Source organism: Halorubrum sp. GN12_10-3_MGM (genome assembly GCF_005435235.1).
Lineage (GTDB): Archaea > Halobacteriota > Halobacteria > Halobacteriales > Haloferacaceae > Halorubrum > Halorubrum ezzemoulense.
The window spans coordinates 252,165-270,052 of sequence record NZ_SGUB01000003.1; the positions used below are offsets into that span (position 1 = coordinate 252,165).

14 protein-coding genes are annotated in these 17,888 nt (G+C 74.2%); 4 read left to right on the forward strand and 10 right to left on the reverse strand.

Annotation, left to right across the window (positions count from 1 at the left end):
* Positions 1–170 precede the first annotated feature (170 nt).
* The 3 genes from EXE47_RS04365 to EXE47_RS04375 form a co-directional block, all read right to left on the reverse strand.
* Positions 171–905: a hypothetical protein gene (locus tag EXE47_RS04365; RefSeq protein ID WP_049931235.1), complete on the reverse strand. Its 735-nt coding sequence runs from the start codon at positions 903–905 to the stop codon at positions 171–173.
* A 96-nt stretch (positions 906–1,001) separates the two neighbouring features.
* On the reverse strand, positions 1,002–2,198 hold the full coding sequence (locus EXE47_RS04370; protein WP_086220041.1) for a cell division protein FtsZ: 1,197 nt from the start codon (positions 2,196–2,198) through the stop codon (positions 1,002–1,004).
* Positions 2,199–2,336: 138 nt separating this feature from the next.
* A complete protein-coding gene (locus tag EXE47_RS04375) occupies positions 2,337–3,440 on the reverse strand; it encodes an AI-2E family transporter (protein ID WP_049931240.1) in 1,104 nt (367 codons plus the stop codon).
* Positions 3,441–3,593: 153 nt separating this feature from the next.
* Between EXE47_RS04375 and EXE47_RS04380 the strand changes: the two genes are divergently transcribed.
* Positions 3,594–4,091, forward strand: coding sequence for an NYN domain-containing protein (locus EXE47_RS04380; protein ID WP_049931242.1), 498 nt, complete (start codon positions 3,594–3,596; stop codon positions 4,089–4,091).
* Between the two features lie 15 nt (positions 4,092–4,106).
* Here EXE47_RS04380 and EXE47_RS04385 read toward each other — a convergent pair whose 3' ends face one another.
* The 6 genes from EXE47_RS04385 to dapA are packed head-to-tail and all read right to left on the reverse strand — an operon-like array spanning position 4,107 to position 10,309.
* On the reverse strand, positions 4,107–5,348 hold the full coding sequence (locus tag EXE47_RS04385) for a M20/M25/M40 family metallo-hydrolase (RefSeq protein ID WP_137708034.1): 1,242 nt from the start codon (positions 5,346–5,348) through the stop codon (positions 4,107–4,109).
* A complete protein-coding gene (gene dapF / locus EXE47_RS04390) occupies positions 5,345–6,259 on the reverse strand; it encodes a diaminopimelate epimerase (RefSeq protein WP_049931244.1) in 915 nt (304 codons plus the stop codon). The genes EXE47_RS04385 and dapF overlap by 4 nt, the downstream gene beginning before the upstream one ends.
* On the reverse strand, positions 6,256–7,632 hold the full coding sequence (lysA, locus tag EXE47_RS04395) for a diaminopimelate decarboxylase (RefSeq protein ID WP_094520755.1): 1,377 nt from the start codon (positions 7,630–7,632) through the stop codon (positions 6,256–6,258). Before lysA ends, dapF begins: the two co-directional genes overlap by 4 nt.
* Positions 7,629–8,468, reverse strand: a complete 840-nt coding sequence (locus tag EXE47_RS04400) for a 2,3,4,5-tetrahydropyridine-2,6-dicarboxylate N-succinyltransferase (RefSeq protein WP_137708035.1) — start codon at positions 8,466–8,468, stop codon at positions 7,629–7,631. The genes lysA and EXE47_RS04400 overlap by 4 nt, the downstream gene beginning before the upstream one ends.
* A 57-nt stretch (positions 8,469–8,525) precedes the next feature.
* Positions 8,526–9,317, reverse strand: coding sequence for a 4-hydroxy-tetrahydrodipicolinate reductase (gene dapB / locus EXE47_RS04405; RefSeq protein WP_137708036.1), 792 nt, complete (start codon positions 9,315–9,317; stop codon positions 8,526–8,528).
* Complete coding sequence (gene dapA, locus EXE47_RS04410; RefSeq protein ID WP_086216650.1) at positions 9,314–10,309, reverse strand: 4-hydroxy-tetrahydrodipicolinate synthase; 996 nt, start codon at positions 10,307–10,309, stop codon at positions 9,314–9,316. Before dapA ends, dapB begins: the two co-directional genes overlap by 4 nt.
* Before the next feature lie 396 nt (positions 10,310–10,705).
* Here dapA and EXE47_RS04415 point away from each other — a divergent pair, with 396 nt between their 5' ends.
* Positions 10,706–11,641, forward strand: a complete 936-nt coding sequence (locus tag EXE47_RS04415) for an HD domain-containing protein (RefSeq protein ID WP_049931250.1) — start codon at positions 10,706–10,708, stop codon at positions 11,639–11,641.
* 77 nt (positions 11,642–11,718) lie between these two features.
* Here EXE47_RS04415 and EXE47_RS04420 read toward each other — a convergent pair whose 3' ends face one another.
* Entirely contained in the window at positions 11,719–13,296 is a 1,578-nt protein-coding gene (locus EXE47_RS04420; protein ID WP_137708037.1) for an aldehyde dehydrogenase family protein, read from the reverse strand.
* Positions 13,297–13,413: 117 nt separating this feature from the next.
* On the opposite strand from EXE47_RS04420, the gene EXE47_RS04425 reads away from it, so the two are divergent.
* Both EXE47_RS04425 and EXE47_RS04430 read left to right on the forward strand, forming a co-directional pair.
* Positions 13,414–17,148 carry a MarR family transcriptional regulator gene (locus EXE47_RS04425; protein ID WP_137708038.1) on the forward strand — a complete coding sequence of 1,245 codons (3,735 nt, stop codon included), beginning with the start codon at positions 13,414–13,416 and terminating at the stop codon, positions 17,146–17,148.
* A gap of 65 nt (positions 17,149–17,213) precedes the next feature.
* Positions 17,214–17,723 carry a PUA domain-containing protein gene (locus EXE47_RS04430; protein WP_137708039.1) on the forward strand — a complete coding sequence of 170 codons (510 nt, stop codon included), beginning with the start codon at positions 17,214–17,216 and terminating at the stop codon, positions 17,721–17,723.
* Positions 17,724–17,888 lie beyond the last annotated feature (165 nt).

Genomic DNA, 17,888 nt, shown 5'->3' on the forward strand with positions numbered 1-17,888 from the left:
ACGAACCGACAGGCTGAGCGGGGGCCGAAGGGGACGGACCGACGAGCCGAACGAGGGGCGGACGGGACGGACCGACGAGCCGAACGAGGGGCGGACGGGACGAACCGACGAGCCGAACGAGGGGCGGACGGGACGAACCGACAGGCCGAGCGAGGGGCTGGGAGGGCGAGTCAGACGGAGATCCGTTCGAGGTCGCTCTCGAGTTCGTCGACGAACTCGTTGTACGTCTCGACGAAGCCGCGGAACCGGTCGGCGTACTCCCGGACGTCGGCCGCGGAGGGGGCGCCGTACTGCGAGAGGAGGTAGAGCCCGCCGGACCCCCCGATCCGGAGATACGAGACGGCCCCCTCGTCGTGTTTCAGCTCCCAGCGGTCGCCCTTGACGCGCGCGGTGAACGTCCCGTAATCGTCTCCCTCGTACCGGTGTATCTCCCCGGCGATCACCGCGCAGGTGTCGCGGATCTCGTCGAGGACGCGGTCGCGCTCGGCCACCACGCCCTCGGTGGTCGCCGGCTCTGGGAACTCCGCGCTCACGCCGTCGAGGACGCCCGAGAGCGAGTCGACGTGCTCGTTCCACGCGGCAACGAACGCCGCGTAGTCGTCGAGCGCGGTCGAAAGCGCCGCCGGCTCCGGCGGCTGCTTCGTCGAGATCACGTACGTGTCCGAGCCCGACTTCGGCGAGAACAGGAGGAACTCCAGCTCGCCAGCCTCGTGTTTCACCGTCCACTCGCCGCCGGGCGTCGAGAGCGTTTCGCGCCCGTAGTCGCCGCCCTGGAGCCGCGCGAGCTGGTAGGCGATCCGCCCCGCGTGGTCGCGCACGGCGGCGACTATCTCGTCGCGGCGCTCCGCGACGGCCGCGGCGTCGCGCACGTCGAGGTCGATTCCGAGGTCTGCCTGCGTCGTCACGGGTTCACTGGGCGCGCCACTCGGTTAACCGGTTCGGGTCGGCGTCCGGTCCGCGGTCGTCTATCTACGCTTCCCCGCCGATCAGCGGCGGCGCAGTCACTCGATCGTCTCGCGTATCGCTCGAATCCGCTCCGGCTCGTCGAGCCCCGAGCGGATCACGACCGCCGAGACGGCGTCGCCGTCGGCGACCGGCGCGTCGCCGCTCAGTATCGCGTCCGAGCCGGTCTCGTCGGCGAGCCAGCGCCGCCCGTCGGCGATCGCCTCTCGGTTGAGCCACGCGGGCGGGCCGCCGACTACGAGGAGGGTCCGGTCGGCGCGCCCGCCGGCGACCTCGATCGTGTTCTTCCCGCGGGTCGCCTTCCGGATGACCGTCTCGATCGCCGACACCGCGGCGCTCGTGTCCACCTCGGCGGGCTCATCGGAGCCGAACAGCCCGAGCCCGAATCGGGACCCCGAGTCGGGCGGGTCCACCGCCTGCGTCGCGTGGCCGATCGCCGCGATCTCGCCGTCGCTCCCCACGGCGCGCGCGATGTCGCTCGCGTCGAGCACCTGCTGTGGCGTCTCCGTTCCGTCCGGCGTCTCGCCGGCGCCGAACAGCGCCGCGATCCGTTCGGCGGCGACCTCGTTCAGTCGCCCGCGGGCGTCCCCGAGCGTCTCTCTAGATCGGATCCACGCCGCGTTGTCGAAGGGGAAGACCGCCGCGCAGCGGTCCGAGAGCGCGTCGAGCGTCCGCGCGGCGTTCCGCTCGGCCAGCGGCCGATGGAGCGTCGGCGGCGCCGGGTCGCCGCCCGGTCCCGCAGCAACGGCCCCGTCGGTGGGCGCGCCCGCGGGGCCGTCCGACGCGCTCGCGGGACCGCCGTCGTCCGGTTCCTCCGTCTCGCCCGGCGTCGGGAGGAATCCGAAGGCGTAGACGGGGGCGTCGTAGAGCCGGGAGAGCTCCTCGGCGAGCGCAGGGGCCGCGCCCGCGCCAGCCGCGCCGCCGAGGCCGACGACGAGCAGGAACGCCTCCGCGAGGGAGGGCCGCTGGTCGTCCAGCGCCCTGCCGAGTTCGCTCGCGTGGGCGTCGCCGAGCCGGCGGCCCGCGTGGAGGTCGCCGCCGAGCCCGTCCCCGCCCGCGGCGTCGCCGAACCGGTACCGACGCTCCTCGCCGAGGGCGTCCAGCGCCCCGAGCGCGTCGATGTCCGTGTCGAAGGCGTGAACGCCCGCGAGGAACGGATCGCCGCCGCGGTCGGCGGCGAGTCGGTCGGCGATCCGCCCCCCGGCCCCGCCGAGGCCGATGACGTGTAGTCGCATACGTACCCCGGTCGTCGACCGGGGATAAATGACTTCGGCTCGCCGCGGCCGACGGGTTAGACGGCCGAGTGGTCCGACGACCGCGCGCTCGACACACCGGGCCCCGCGACGACTCAGAATTCGGGGCCCCGCGACGACTCAGAATTCGTCAAGCCGACGCTGGCCGGCGGGGACCTCGGACCCCGGGTCCGGCTCCACGCCGAGCAGGCGCAACAGCGCGGTGTCCGCGAACGTCAGCGCCAACACGAGGATGATCGGCGCGAGGAACAGGCCGTGGAAGCCGAACACGACCGGGCCGAAGATGTACGCGAGCATGAGCAGCCCGACGTGCGTCGTCTCGCCGCTGAAGTACGGTCGGAGGACGATGTCCGGGACGGTGTCGACGACCACGACCGCGACGGCGAGGAACCCGGCAACGTAGACGAGCAGCGAGACCTCGCCGTCGAGCGCGACGGGGACAGACATCGCCGCCGCGAGCGGGATGTAGACGATCTTCATGCCGATCACGGGGATCAGACTGGCGACGCCGGTGAGCGCGCCCGCGAGCGTCGGGTACGGGATCTCGACCGCGGCGGGGGCGACCGCGTTGTACCCGAGGTAGGTGACGACCGCGATGACCCCGATGGCGATCACGTTGAGGAGGTTCCCGTACAGCACCGCCTCCAGTTCTGCGTCGGCGGTCTCGAGGTACTCGCGGACGATCGCGTCGTCGTCGAAGCTGAGCAGCCAGTCGTGGAACTTGTCGCCGTCGATGAGCAGGTAGTAGGTGACGACCACGGTGATGAGCAGGTTCAGGGCGAGCCCGGAGACCGTGCTCGCTAGGAGCGACGCCTGCTCGGAGACGAGGTCGATGAGCGGGTCGAACTGCCCGGAGCGGTACGCGGTGAGCAGTTCGTCGGCCGTCGGGTTCGACAGCTCCGCGAGGTCCCCGATCACCGAGTTCTCCGCGCCGATGGTGTCCGCCACGGGGTACTGTTCGATGAACCGCCGCGCCTCCAGGATTAGCAACACCAGCGTGTAGCTCACCAGGCCGATGAGCGGGACGCCGATGAGCGACAGCGACACGACCGCGCGCACCCGAGACGGGAGCCGGAAGCGTTCGAGCCGGTGGTAGAAGCGCCGCGTCGAGTAGTAGAGGAAGACGGCGACGGTGAGCGGGGCGACGAACCGATAAGCCACGTAACCGGCGACGATCGCGACCGCGAGGCCGAAGAGGGCGACGACGAACCGCTTCTCGTCCATGGGCCACGGTCTTCAGGCCTCGGTATAAACTATGGTGGTCGTAACGGTCCCGTCCGCCGGGACCGCACGGGGAGTCGTGCGCGACGGGACCGACCGCGGGTGGCGGTCGCGCCGATCCCAAAACCCCTAACGGCGGGGGGTGAATGGAGACCCATGACCGACATTCACCCGGACCAGCGCGTCGCGGTGCTGGCGGACTCACAGAACCTGTATCACTCGGCACAGAGCTTCTACTCGCGGAACATCGACTACTCCGGCCTCCTCGACGGGGCCGTCGCGGACCGGTCGCTGGTCCGCGCTATCGCGTACGTGATCCGCGCCGACTCCCCCGAGGAGGAGAGCTTCTTCGAGGCGCTCCGCGACATCGGCTTCGAGACGAAGATCAAGGAGATCAAGACGTTCGCGGACGGCTCGAAGAAGGCCGACTGGGACCTCGGGATGAGCCTCGACGCCGTCTCGCTCGCGAGCCACGTCGACACCGTCGTCCTCTGTACCGGCGACGGCGACTTCGCCCGGCTCTGCTCGCACCTCCGTCACGAGGGGGTCCGGGTGGAGGCGATGGGGTTCGGCAACTCCGCCGCCGACGAGCTGATCGAGGCCGCCGACGACTTCGTCGACCTCGCGGAGGACGAGGAGAAGTTCCTGTTGTAGGAGCCACCCGAAGGGCTACCCGAGCAGCGTCGACAGCGCGCGCTCGACCGTCTCCGCCGCCGCCTCCACCTCGCGCACTCGGACGTACTCCCGCTCGGCGTGCGCGACGGCCCCGCTTTCGTCCGCGAGATCTCCCGGACCGAACACGACCGTCGGCGCCGGCGCGAAGTACGACGCCTCCGTCGCCGCGCCGAACGGGCGCACGCCCCCGCCGCGCCCGCTCGGGAGACCGACGGCGTCGCCCGCGTCCCGCGCCGCGGCCGCGACGGTTCGGACGAGTTCGTGGTCTGGTTCCGTCGCGAACGCCTCCAAGAACGGCGACTCGCGGTCGGTGAGCGCGACCGCGGTGTCGACGTCGCCGGAGTCCTCCCCAGCGCCGTCACCGAGCGACGCCCGCACCGCGGCCGCGAGCGACTCACGGAACTCCTCGGCGGACTCCGGCGGGACGCTGCGCCGATCGACCGTGATCTCGCAGTCCGCCGGCACCTGGTTCGTCGCCGCACCCCCCTCGATGACGGTCGGGGTGAGCTTCGGCGACCCGAGCTGCGGATGGTCGGCTGCGTCCGCGTCGAACGTCCGGATCGCCGCGAGCGCGTCCTCCGCGGCGGCGACCGCGTTCGCGCCCGCGAACTCCGCGGCGTGGGCAGCCGTTCCGGACAGCTCGACGGTCGCCTGAAACCGGCCCTTGGCCGCGGTACAGGCGTCGAGCCCGGTCGGCTCGCCGACGAGGAACAGGTCGCCGTCGAGTCGGTCGTCGGTCCCCGGGAGTCGGCCCGTCAGCGCCGCCGCGCCGAGCGACAGCGCCTCCTCGTCGGGCGTGAGCGCCAGCGTGATCCGGCCGCGCTCGGGGTCGGCGGCGAGGAAGCCCGCCAACAGCGCCGCAAGCGGTCCCTTCGCGTCGCAGGCGCCGCGCCCGCGGATCACCGCTTCGCCGGCCGCGGCGTCCGCCTCGGGGCCGCCACGCTCGTCCGCGCTCGCCTCGCCCCGCTCGAACGGGACGTGCGGCGTCACCGTGTCGAGGTGCGTGTTCAACACGAGGTGCGGGCCCGAATCGGGCGCCGGGGATCGCTTCTCCGCGAGGACGCAGCCGTCGGCGTCGACGACGGGGTCGGTCGCGCGAGCCGCGAGCGTCTCGACGACGAGCTCGCGCATCGCTTCGACCGACTCGTGGGAGGCGATCGGGACCGCGTCTTCGAGGAACGAGACCGGGTCGAACTCGTCGTCGCGGCCCGGGGTGGCGTCGCTCCGGTCGCTCATCGCGGGTCGGCGGGGAGCGTCCCCGAGAACTCGTGGGCGACCGGACCGGTCAGGGTGGCGTGGCCGCGGTCCGGAACCGCGATCTCCAGCTCGCCGCCCGGGGGGCGGCTCACCGCGGTCTCGCCCTCGATCAGTCCGAGCCGGCGGGCGGCCGCGACGACCGCGACCGCGCCGGTGCCGCAGGACCGCGTCTCCCCCTCGACGCCGCGCTCGAATGTGCGCTGGTCGAGCACCGCGGGGCCGTCGCCCGACCCGTCGTCGACGACGGCCGCGAGGTTCACGTTCGCGCCCTTGGGGAAGGCGTCGGCGTGACGGACCGGCGGCGCGACCGCGTCGAGGTCGACCGCGTCGATGCCGTCGGGGTCGTCGCGCCCGCCGTCGACGAACGCGACCGCGTGTGGCACGCCGGTGTTGACGGCGGTGACGGGCAGCCCCGCGACCGGCTCGTCGACGAGGGGCTCGTCCGCGAGGGCGCCCCCGCGGGCGGCCGGAACGCGACGCGGGTCGAACGTCGGCTCGCCCATCTCGATGGTGGCCGCGGTCGCGTCCGCGTTCACGGTCGCCCGCCGGGTCCCGGCCTGCGTGTCGATCATGAACTCGCGGTCACCCGTTCGGTCGTTGGCCCACCGCGCGACGACGCGGGCGCCGTTGCCGCACATCGTCGCCGTGGAGCCGTCCGGCTGGACCAGCGTCATCACGACGCGGGTCGGGTCGAACCGCTCAGCGACGCTAAGGAAGAGGACGCCGTCGGCGCCGCGGCGGTCCCCGTCTCCCTCGACGCCCGTCCCGCGGTCGCAGTGCGCGCGCGCGAACGCCGCGCGGTCGCCGACGCCCTCGGCGTCCGCGTCGACGACGATGAAGTCGTTGCCGGTGCCGTGGTACTTCTCCACCGGGACGGCGTGGGCGCTCATCGGTCGCCCTCCGATCGGCCGGCTCGGTCGCGCGGGATCTCGCGTTCGACCGTCGTCAGGTCGCCGAGCGTCTCCCTGCGGCGGGCGATCGTCGCGGTTCCGTCGTCGAGCGCGACCTCCGCGGGCCGCGGTCGTGAGTTGTATTGGCTCGCCATCTCGTACCCGTAGGCGCCCGCGACGCCGACCGCAAGGAGGTCTCCGCGGACCGGCTCGGCGAGCGCTCGGTTCTCACAGAACGCATCGCCGGTCTCACAGATAGGTCCGGCGACCGTGACAGGGGTTGCCTCCCGCTCTCCGACGGGGGGCGCGTCGCCTCCCTCGCGCCCCCGCCCGCTCCCCAAGTTGCGGATCGGGTGGTACGCGTCGTACATCGCCGGACGGAGCAGGTCCGTCATCCCCGCGTCGACGCCGACGACCGTCTCGTCCGGCGTCGGCTTCACCGTGTTCACGCGCGCCAGGAGGACGCCGGCGTCGGCGACGACGTACCGCCCGGGTTCTATCGCGAGGTCGACGCCCTCGGGGAGCGGCGCGACCGCCTCCCGGGTGGCGTCGGCGACGGCCCGCAGGTCGAGCGCCGGGGCGTCCTCCTCGTAGGGGACGCCGAACCCGCCGCCGACGTCGACGTACTCGAGGTCGAGGGGAGCGGCCCCCTCGGCGTCTGGGTCGGTCAGCTCGCGCGCCAGGTCGCCCATGCGCGCGACCAGTTCGCGGTGGCTGTCGAGCTGGTCCGGGTCGATCCCGGAGCCCGCGTGGGCGTGGACCCCGACCGCGTCGAAGCGCTCGGCCGCGTCCCGCGTCACCTCTGCGGCGCGGTCGTACGGGACCCCGAACTTCGCGGCCCCGCCGGTGGTGACCTTCTCGTGGTGGCCCGCGCCGACGCCGGGGTTCACGCGGACGCAGACCCGGCCGTCGTACCCGCGCTCCGCGAGTCGGTCGAGGGTGTCGACCGCGCCGACCGTGACGGTGAGGTCCGGGTCGGCCTCCGCGACGCCGGCGACGTAGTCGAGGTCGCGAGCGGGGGGGTTGACCGCGGTGTAGTGGAGCCGGGAGCCGTCGAAGCCCGCCGCGAGCGCGCGGTCGACCTCGCCCGCCGAGGCGCACTCGGCGTCGAGGCCGGCGTCGCGAACGGTCTCCAAGACGGCCTGGCCCGTGTGCGCCTTGACGGCGTACCGCACGTCCGCGTCGGGGAACGCCGCGAGCAGGCGCTCGCAGTTCTCGCGGACCCGGTCGAGGTCCTGGACGTACAGGGGCGTCCCGTGGGCGTCGGCGAGCCCGCGGAGGCGCCCGGCGTCCCAGTCGCTCACGCGGCGGACCGGGGGGTTGTCGCCGTCCGCCTCGTCGGTCGCTCCCGCGGCCGCCTCGGCGTCGCTCATTCGCGGAGCGCGTCCTCCCGCTGCGTTGCCTCCAGCGTCTCCTCCTCGACGTGTGTCGCCACGACCGCGGGCTTGTACGCCCCGCCCTCGAACAGGTCATGGTCGCCGACGGACGAGTCCACCATCCGGGTGAACGCCCGTCGCTCGGCCGGGAGGTGCCCGTAGATGACCTCCTCCTCGACGAGGTCGTAGACGGGGATTCGGGGGGTCAGCAGGGTGTTCTCGCCGACGACCGTGTTCTCGCCGACGCGGAACCCCGAGGTGACCCGACAGCCCGCACCGAGGGAGACACCGTCCTCGATGATTACGGGCGCGTCCTCGACGGGCTCGAGGACGCCACCGATCAGGGTGTTGGCGCCGAGCTTGACGTTCTCGCCGAGCTGCGCGCAGGAGCCGACGGTGTCACAGGAGTCGACGAGCGTGCCGTCGCCGACGTACGCCCCCATGTTGACGAACGAGGGGCTCATCATGATACAGTCGCTGCCGAGGTACGCCCCGCGGCGGATCGCGGTCCCGTCCGGCGTGTTCCGCGTGCCCCGCTCGCCGAGGTCGGCGGTGTCGCGCAGCGGGAGCACGTCGTGGTAGGTGACGCCGCCGTACTCGCGGGGCTCCGTCTCGCGCAGGCCGAAGTTGAGCAGGATCCCCCGCTTGACCCACTCGTTGGCCTCCCACGACGTCACGTCGTCGCCGGTCTTCTCTGCGGCGCGGACCTCGCCGGCCTCCAAGGCGGCGAGGAACTCGTCGACGACGGCCGCGTCCTCGTCGGTCGCGTCCGCAGCGGTCAGCCCGTCCTGATAGCGGTCCCACAGATCGGAAACGTCGGCTTCGAGGCTCATTGGATGGTGTATGGATGAGTAGCGGTATTTACTCGTCGAAGTAAGTATGTCTCGTCGTTATTCATCGGCGGCCCCGACGTCCAGCACGTCGCCGAACCCGTACCAGCCCGGGTCGCGCTCGGCGAGCCACTCGGCGGCGTCGAGCGCGCCCTCGGCGAACACCCCGCGGTCGCCGGCGCGGTGCGTGAGTTCGAGCGTCTCGCGGTTCCCGGCCAGCAGGACCTCGTGTTCGCCGGTCACGTCCCCAGCACGGCGGGCGTGGACGCCGATCTCTCCGGACTCGCGCGGCGCGTCGCCCTCGCGGCCGTGGACGCGCTCGTCGAGGTCCTCGCGAACGCCCTCCACGTCGTCGAGGATCGACTTCGCGGTGCCGGAGGGGGCGTCGCGCTTCGCGTTGTGGTGCGTCTCGGTCAGCTCGACGTCGTAGCCCGGTAGCGCCGCGGCCGCCTCGCGGACCGCCCGGCGGAGCGCCGCGACGCCCCGCGCGAAGTTCGACGCCTTGAGGACGGGCACAGCTTCGCTCGCGGCGCGGATGTCGTCGATCTGCGCGTCCCCGAACCCGGTCGTCCCGGTGACGAGGGGGACGCCGGCGTCGGCGCAGGCCGCGGCGTACGCGACCGCCGAGTCGGGGCCGGTGAAGTCGACGAGGGCGTCCGGGGCCTCGCTCGCGAGCAGGTCGTCGAGGCGGTCTGCGTCCCCGACCGCGACGCCCGCGACCGGGTCGGTCTCGGTCCGGTTGACGGCGACCGCGACCGTGACGCCCTCCCGGGCGGCAGCGGCCTCGATCACCTCGCGGCCCATGCGACCGCCGGCGCCCGTCACGGCGATCGACAGGGGGTCGGCGCTCATTCGGCGCCCCCGGTCCCGACGGGAGCGACGGCCGTCGGGTCGATCGTCCCCGGCGCGCGCTCGTCGTACGCGGCCAGCAGGTCTCGGAGCGCCTCCCGGCGTCCCTCGGAGAGCCGCGAGAGGGGCGAGCGGACGCGGGGGGCGCCGCGTCCGCGGAGGTACATCGCCTCCTTCACCGGGATCGGGTTCGTCTCGGCGAACAGCTCGCGGACGAGCGGCGACAGCTCGTGGTGGAGCGTCCGCGCGCGGTCGTAGTCGCCGGAGAGCGCGGCGCCGACCATCGCGCAGGTCCGTTCGGGTTCGACGTTGGCGACCACGCTGATCGTCCCGGTGCCGCCGACCGAGAGGACGGGGAGCGTGAGCCCGTCGTCGCCCGACAGCACCGCGAACGCCTCGTCGCGGGTCCGCTCGATCACCTCGCTGATCAGGTTGAGGTCGCCGGAGGCCGCCTTGTAGCCGCGGATGTTCGGGTGTGCTGCCAGCTCGACGGTGACATCGGCCGGGATCGACCGGCCCGTGCGGCTCGGGACGTTGTAGACGATCTGCGGGAGGTCGACCGCGTCCGCGATGGTCCGGTAGTGGTCGAGGAAGCCCTGCGGTTCGGGCATGTTGTAGTACGGCGAGATGAGCAGCAGGCCGTCGGCGCCCGCGTCGGCCGCGCGCCGCGACAGCGACAGCGCCTCCTCGGTGTTGTTCGAGCCGGTACCCGCGATCACGGGGATGTCGTCGAGCGCGTCGCGGACCGTCTCGATCACCGCGACGTGTTCGTCGTGGCTCATCGTCGCCGACTCGCCCGTCGAGCCGACCGGGACGACGCCGTCGACGCCGGCGCGTTCGAGGTACCGGGCGTTCGCCGCGAGCTGGTCGTGGTCGACCGCGTCGTCCTCGGTGAACGGGGTCGTCATCGCCGGGTAGACGCCCTCGAAGGGCGCGTCGGTCGCCTGGCTGTCCGTCTGCGTCGCGTAGGGTGTCGTGGTGGTCGTGTCTGTCATGGGGTGCTGCGGTGGGTCCGGATCGGTAAGCGGGCCGGTGCGCGCGGGTCGGGGGTCGTCCGGGACGGGGTCGCCACTCCCGCCGGCGGACGGATCACGCGCGTTTTTTCGAGAAGAGCCGCGTCGCTAACGCCGACTGCGGACCGCACGCGGACGCGGATCGGGTCACACCGGTACATGGACCGGTCGCGCGCTTATACGTTGTGCCTCGCGCCGAAACTGCCGCCGCGGCCGGTTGCCCGCCCGCTCTCCGCGGTTCCCGCCTCGGCGGCCGCCGCGTCCGGGAGCGTGCGAGGCGGGGGGCACGGCCGATCCGGTCGTCGTTACGGGGCCGAGCGTCACCGCGGGGCCGCGCGTCTCGCACATTTATCCCGGCCGGGACACTCTGAGAGAGGCATGAGCGACCCCACCGACGACGGCCCAGAGCCCACCGACGACGGCCCAGAGCCCACCGACGGCGACGACGCCCACGACCCGACCGCGGAGGACGCGCCCGCAGCGCGCGAGGAGATAGACGCCGACACCGACGCTACGCGTCACGAGTACGACCCGGACGCCGAGCACGCGTTCCCGGACGGGCGGCTCAACGAGGTCCTCGACCGGCTCGAATCCGACGAAGAGGTCCTCACCTACCTGGAGGCGCAGAACGTCAACCCGGTCGCCCGGAAGGGGTACAACGACCACGGCGCCAAACACGTCGAGATCGTGCGCGACCGCGCCCTCCGGCTGTACGACCTGCTCAAGTCAGGCGGCGTCGAGTTCAACGGCGCGCGCCAGCAGGGGCTCGACGAGGCCGACGAGCCGGTGATCGTCGCGCTCGCGGCGACCCTCCATGACATCGGCCACGTCGTCCACCGCCACGACCACCCCTACTACTCGATCCCGCTGGCGGCGGACCTGCTGGACGACCTCCTCCCCTCCTTCTACGGCGTCGCCGATCGGGTCCGCGTGAAGGCGGAGGTGCTCCACGCGATCCTCTGTCACCACACCGAGGAACAGCCGCTCACGCTGGAGGCGGGCGTCGTCCGGATCGCCGACGGCCTCGACATGGAACGCGGGCGCTCGCGTGTCCCCTACGAGGAGGGCGGCCGCGGGATCAACACCGTCTCCTCGCAGGCGATCGAGCGCGTCTCGCTGCGCCAGGGCGACGAGACGCCCGTTCAGGTCGTGATCCGGATGAACAACGCCGCCGGCGTCTACCAGGTCGACTCGCTGCTGAAGGCGAAGATGGAGGGGTCGCTGCTGGAAGACCGGGTCCAGACGATTGCGATCAACACCCACAGCGACGGGCAGGACGGCAACGGCTCGATTGTGGACAAGATCGAGCTCTGACGGGGCCGCGGAGCACGCGGGGAAACGTTTCACGGGCTGCGGGGAGACCGCTTCACATCCTCCGTGCGGAGACCGCTTCAGGGCCCGCGGAGCGTGTCGCCCGCGCCGTTCCGATGTGACGCGCCGTCGACGACGCTCGTCGCCGCGACGGTCGTCGTCCGCGCGAGGCGGGCGGGCGTGAGCCCGCCGCACAGCTGGCTCCCCTCGGCGGTCCCGCCGCCCAGCACGGGCGCCGCCTCGAACCCGTTCGAGCGCGCCCCCGTCGCCGCGATCCCCGGCTGGTTGACGACGAGGCGCCCGGGAGCGAGCCGCGCCGCGGCCCGGCGGGCGCGGCGCTGCTGAGTGGTGTGGACCGCCGCCGCGTGAGGGGACCCGAGGTCGGCGGCGAGCCCGAGCGCGGCGTCGAACCCGTCGCGGCCGTGGACCGCAATCGCGGGGATCCCGGGCAGCGTCGCGAGCGGGTCGTCGGCGCTGTCGGGCGTCACGATCAGGAAGGAGGTCTGACGCGCCGCGTTCGGGAGGCCGAGCGCGGCCGCCAGCCGCCGCGGCGACTTCCCGCGCGGGTCCGAACCTGCGGCGCGTGCCTCGCTCTCGTCGCACTCCGAGTCGCCGAGGAGCGCGCGGAGGCGGTCGCGCTCGGCCGCGTCGAGGACGTACCCCCCCTCGTCTTCGAGGGCGGCGCACAGCGGGTCGACCGCCGGCGACACGGTGACGACCGCGGCGTCGCCCGCGGGGTGAGCCCCGAAGTCGTACGTCGCGCCGACCGCGACCCGCGCCGCCACGGCCGGGGCCGGGACCGACCCGTCGGCGACGGCGACGACGCCGTCGGCGCTCGCGGCGACGTTCGGTGTCCCGCAGCGCTGTCCCGCGGCGACGGTGGTCTCGGAGCCGGCAGCGACGACGAAGTCGGCGCGCTCGAACAGCGCGTCCGTCTCGGGCTTCGAGGGCGGCGCCGGGAGCATCGAGACCGCGTCCGTCGGCGCGCCGGCGTCGGCGAGCGCGCGACTGACGGTCTCGACGACCGCGTCGCACGTCTCGACCGCCGACGGCGACGGCGCGAGGACGACCGCGTTCCGCGCGGCGAGCCCGTACAGCGAGAGGACCGCGGGGACCACGACCGGGTGCGTGGCGGGGACCGCCGCGCCGACGACGCCGAGCGGCCCGGCGACCGTCACCGTCCCCGCTGCGCCGTCGCGGTCGACCACGCCGGCGGTCGGCGCGTCTCGGACCGACCGCCGGGCGGCGTCGATCTCGGTCGCGACCTTCTCCGCCTTCGTCCCCGGGTGCCCCCGCCCCGTCTCGTTGGCCGCCGACCGCGCGAGCCGGCTGATCGTCTCTCCGTCCGCCAAGCGCTCGCCGACGGACCGCACGAGGGCGGCGGCGTCGTCGGGGTCCCACGCGGCCAGTTCGTTCGCCGCCGTCCGCGCCGCGGCGACGGTTCGCTCTGCGCGCCGCGACGAGTCCGAGGCCGCCGCGTCGGGTCCGCCGGCCGCCGCCCTCGCTTCCTCCGGGCCGGTCGCGCTCGGACCGTCGCGTCCATGCGTCGCCGGTCCGTCGCTCCCGTCCTTCGACGCCTCGGCGGGGTCGGTCGGTTCCGTCCCGTCGGGCGTCTCCGCGCCCGGGCCGTCGCTCCCGCTCGTCCGATCCCCACTCATGGGTACCACTGCGCCGGTGTCCGGCTTATTCTCACCCCGTGAAACACTGTGTCACCGCGCGGGCCAAGTCGTCATCGAAGAAACAGTTATGTCGGTGGGGACGGTGCGGGGGGACGTATGACCGAGCCGTCGGAGCTCGCGGGCGTCGTCGAGCGTCGCCTCGACTTCCTCGAACGGCTCGCCGCGGAGCCGCTGCGAAAGCATGAGCTCGTCGACGCGCTCGGCCACTCCCGGTCGACGGTGAACCGCGCGATAGACGAGCTGGAGGCGGCCGGGCTCGTCGCCGGCGAGACCGACGGCTACCTGACGACGCTCTCGGGCCGCCTCCTCGCGGAACAGTACCGCGAGTTCCTGACGGCCGCGGCCGACCTCGCGGCCGCGGGCGACGTGCTCGACCCCCTCGGCGCGGACGTCGGCGTCGACCCCGCGGTCCTCCGGAAGGCCGAGACGCACCGGGCCGCAGCGCCGGACCCGTACCGACCGCTGGAGGCCCTCGACGACGCGCTCGCCGACGCCGACTCGGTCGCCGCCGCGCTGCCCGCGTTCCCCTACCCGCGGGTGGCGGAGCGGCTCCGGCGCGCGGCCGTCGGCGGCGGCTCCGTCGATCTGGCGCTGGCGGATCGGGCGTACCGCCACGCGACCGAGCGGTTCGCGGACGACCTCGGTACCGTCGCGAACCGGGACGACTGTCGGATCGCCGCCGTCGACGCCGTCGACGCGGGGGTCGTCGCGGCCGACGACACCGCGCTGCTCCTCGTCTTCGACGACGGCGCGCTCCACGGCGTGACGGCGTCGACCGAGCCAGAGGCGGTCGCGTGGGCGGAGACCGAGGTACGCGGGCTGATCGAGCGGGGCCGCGACACGACCGAAGCGCTCGCGGCGACCGGGCGCGCGGCGGGGAAGCGGACCGGAGGCGGCCGGTCCGAGGACGACCGGCCCGGAGGCGGCCGGCTCGGCGGCGACGGCTCGCGTGACTCGCGCCGCTCGTCCGACGGCGGCCTCTTGGGGCGCGGGTATCCGAACGACGAGGGGGCCGGATCGCTCTCGGCGCAGGGGTTCCGCGCGGTCGACGAGGACCGCCTCGCCGGCGATCCGAACCCGTGCGGCCCGCTGCGGGCCACGGCGTCGTTCCCCGAGGTCGACGCGGGACACGTCCTCGAGAGGAGCGTCGCGTGCGACGGCGAGCGGCGCGAGCTCGCGGGGGCACTCGTCGAGGGGCTCGCCGGGGGGACCGACCACGCCCTGGTCGGGCCGCCGGGAAGCGGCAAGAGCACCGTCTGCCGGAGCATCGCGGTCGAGTGGTACCGGTCGGGACGCGGCCCGGTGACGTACCGGACAAGCGACGGGGGCGACCCGTTCACCGCGACGGACCGCCTGCGCGAACGCGTCACCGGGGGGGACGGACACCACCTCGTCGTCGTCGAGGACGCCGTCGACCCGGGGGCCGCGGAGGCGATCACCGTCGCCCGCCAACTGGCCGACTGCGGCGACGTGTCGTTCCTGTTCGACGCGCGCGAGGAGCCGTACGACGACCTCGACGGGCTCCCGCTGTCGCCCGCTGACCTCCGCTACCGGCGGGCGATCGAGACCGTTCGGATGCCCCGACTCGACGAGCGCGAGGTGGAGCGGTTCGTCCGCCACGTCGCCGACCGCACCGGAACCGCGCCGGCGGCCGATCCGAGCTCGCTGCTTGACGACGTGCGCGGCGACGACGACGAGCGCGTGGGGGAGCTGCTCGCGCTCGGCCACCGCCTCGTCCGCGCGGTCCGAGGCGGGACCGTTCGGTCGGAAGAGGCGGACGAGAACGCCGGCGAGGCGTCGCCGGAGAATGAAGCGGGCGGCGCCGCGCCCGCGTCGGGGTTGGAGCGGGCGGTCGCGGAGGCGGTGCGCGAGGTCAGGAACCGCCCGCCGCCGACCGCGGACGTCGCGGTGCTGGTGAACCTCCTCAACGTCGCCGGCGCGAGCGACCTCCGGACGCTGGCGTACGCGCTCGTCGACGGTCGCGAGGGGGCGACCGGCGGCGGAACCGACCGCGAGCCGTCGCCGACCGTCGACGGGGTCCGACGGGCGCTCGACCGCCTCGCGGGGACGGTCCTCGTCCGGGCGGGCGACGGGGAGTACCGCGCGGTCCACGACGAGTGGTCGGTGCTGTTCTTGGAGCGGCTCGTCGACCGCGAGCCGGAGCCGGTCGTCGCCAGACGCGTGGGCCGGGTCGTCTCGCGGCTGCTCGCGCTCGCGGACGACCCGGCGCGTCGGTCCCGCGTCCGGCGGGCCGTCGGCGGGGAGGCGCCGGCAATAGACCGGATCGAGCGCGACCCGAGCGCGTGGGCGGCGGCGACCGTCCGGTCGGTGTACGGCGTCGGACGGCGGTACCCGCGGCTCGCCGCGCTGTACGGTCGCGTCCGCTACGCGTGGATCGACCTCCCGGACGCGTGCCCCGACGACCTGCGCGACCGGCCGCCGGAGTGGGTCGCGCGGATGTACATCGACGCCGGCGACCTCGACGGCGCCGCGGCGGCGCTGGACGCGTGGCGGCCGACCGGCGAGGCGGGGGCGGCCGAGCGCCAGCGGGGGTACGGCGACGTCGCCCGTCGGCGGGGCGAGTACGACGCGGCGCGGGAGCGGTTCCGGCGGGCCGAGGAGCTGTTCGCCGCCGCGGGCGATCGGACCGGGCTCGCGTCGGCGGTCCGCGGGCGGGCGCAGGCGGCGCACTTCGACGGCGACTACGAGGCCGCGTACGAGGCGGCGTCGCGGGCGTGCGCCATCGCCGCGCGGACCGGCGACCCGATCGCGAAGGCGAAGGCGATGACGGACGCCGGCAACGCCCTCGACGCCCTCGACGGGTCCGACGCGGTCCTCGAGCACTACCGGGTCGCCGGCGACCTGTTCCGCGCCCACGACGACACCCACGGCGAGGCGAACGTCCGGGCGAACCTCGCGGTCGCGCTGCGGCGGCGGGGGGACCTCGACGCCGCCGAGCGGACCGCGCGCCGCGCGCTGGACGGCTACCGGACGGTGGGAGACGAACATCGAGAGGCGATTTCGCAGTTGAATCTCTCCGCGATCGCGGAGCAGCGCGGCACCGTCGGCGAGGCGGTCGCTCGCGCGGCGGAGGCCCGGGCGATCGCCGAGCGGATCGGCTCCGACATGTGCGAGGCGCTCGCGTTGAGCCACCTCGGCAGCGCGGCGCACCTCGCCCGCGACTTCGACCGGGCGGAGCGGTTCCTGAGGACTGCCTTGGACCGCTTCGACGCGCTCGACGCCGACGCCCGGCGCGCGATGGTGACCGCGATCCTCGCGGAGGTGGCGGTCGACCGCGGTGATCCGGGCGCGGCCGAGCGGCGGGTCGAACGGGCCGCGGCGCTGCTCGACGACCACGCGGGCCGCAAGCGGCTGGCCGAGACGGACCGGATCCGCGGGCGGGCGGCGCTGGCTCGCGGCGACGCCGACGCCGCGGCGACGGCGCTTGAATCCGCGGTCGAGTCGGCCCGGGAGGGGGGGTTCGCGCAGGCCGAGGCGAAGGCGCTCGCGTCGCTGGGCGCGGCGGCGGCCGAGCGCGGCGACGCCGAGGCGGCGGCGGGTCGGCTGACGGCGGCGCTCGACCTCGGCCGGCGAGTCGAGGACGCGCGGGCGGTCGCGTCGGCGGGCGATCGGCTCGCCGACCTGCTCGCGGGGAACGACGCCGGACCGGAACCGATCGACCGCGAGGCGCTTCGGGCGGCGCTCCGCGAGGCGCCGCCGGAGGCGGTCCCGCCGGATTCGGCCGCGGACCCGGCGGCGTACCGGGAGATAGCCGAGCGCTGGCGCGTCGACGGCGACGGGGTCGCCGCGTCGTACCCCGCGCTCGGCTGAGGGGTCGGCCCGGCGGCTTCGGGCGCTGTCGCAACCGCTTTCAGCGCGCGCTGAGAACGGCGGCCATGACCGACGCCGACACGCTCGCGGACCTCCGGACCGCGGCCGACTACCAGTTCGGGGCCGACGCGGGCGAGGCCCTGTTCCCGCCGGACGCCCCGCTCACGGTGCGCCGGTCGAGCGGCGGCCGCCCGCGGCAGGTGATCGACGGCGACGTCGACGACACCCCCGGCAGCAGCGAGGGCGACCGACTTGTCTCGTACGGCACCGACGGTCGGTTTACGCTCGGGCTCGCCGGCGGGAAGCGGATCGCCGACGCGTTCCCCGAACCGCGACACCGGATGGTCGTCGGCGAGGAGAGCGAGCCGTTCGTGCGCGAGGGGCGCAACGCGTTCGCGAAGTTCGTCACCGCGGCCGACGACGGGATCCGCCCCGGCGACGAGGTGCTCGTCGTCGACGAAAGCGGAGCGATCTTCGGGGTCGGCCGCGCCGAACTCTCCGGCGCGGAGGCCGAGCAGCTCGGCTCCGGCGTCGCCGTGAAGACGCGCGACGGGAACTCCGCTGACGGCGACTGACGGATGTGTACGCCGGCGCGTGCCTGCGAGCGGCCGCGCCACCGGCGGCCGCGAGATAGCACGCGCGAGGGACGCGGTGAGCGCTCGGAGAGCGCGAACCGCGAGGCTGGGGAGGCGCGAGGTGCGGGGCGGTCGCGGTCGGGCGGGACTCGAAGGGGCAGCCGC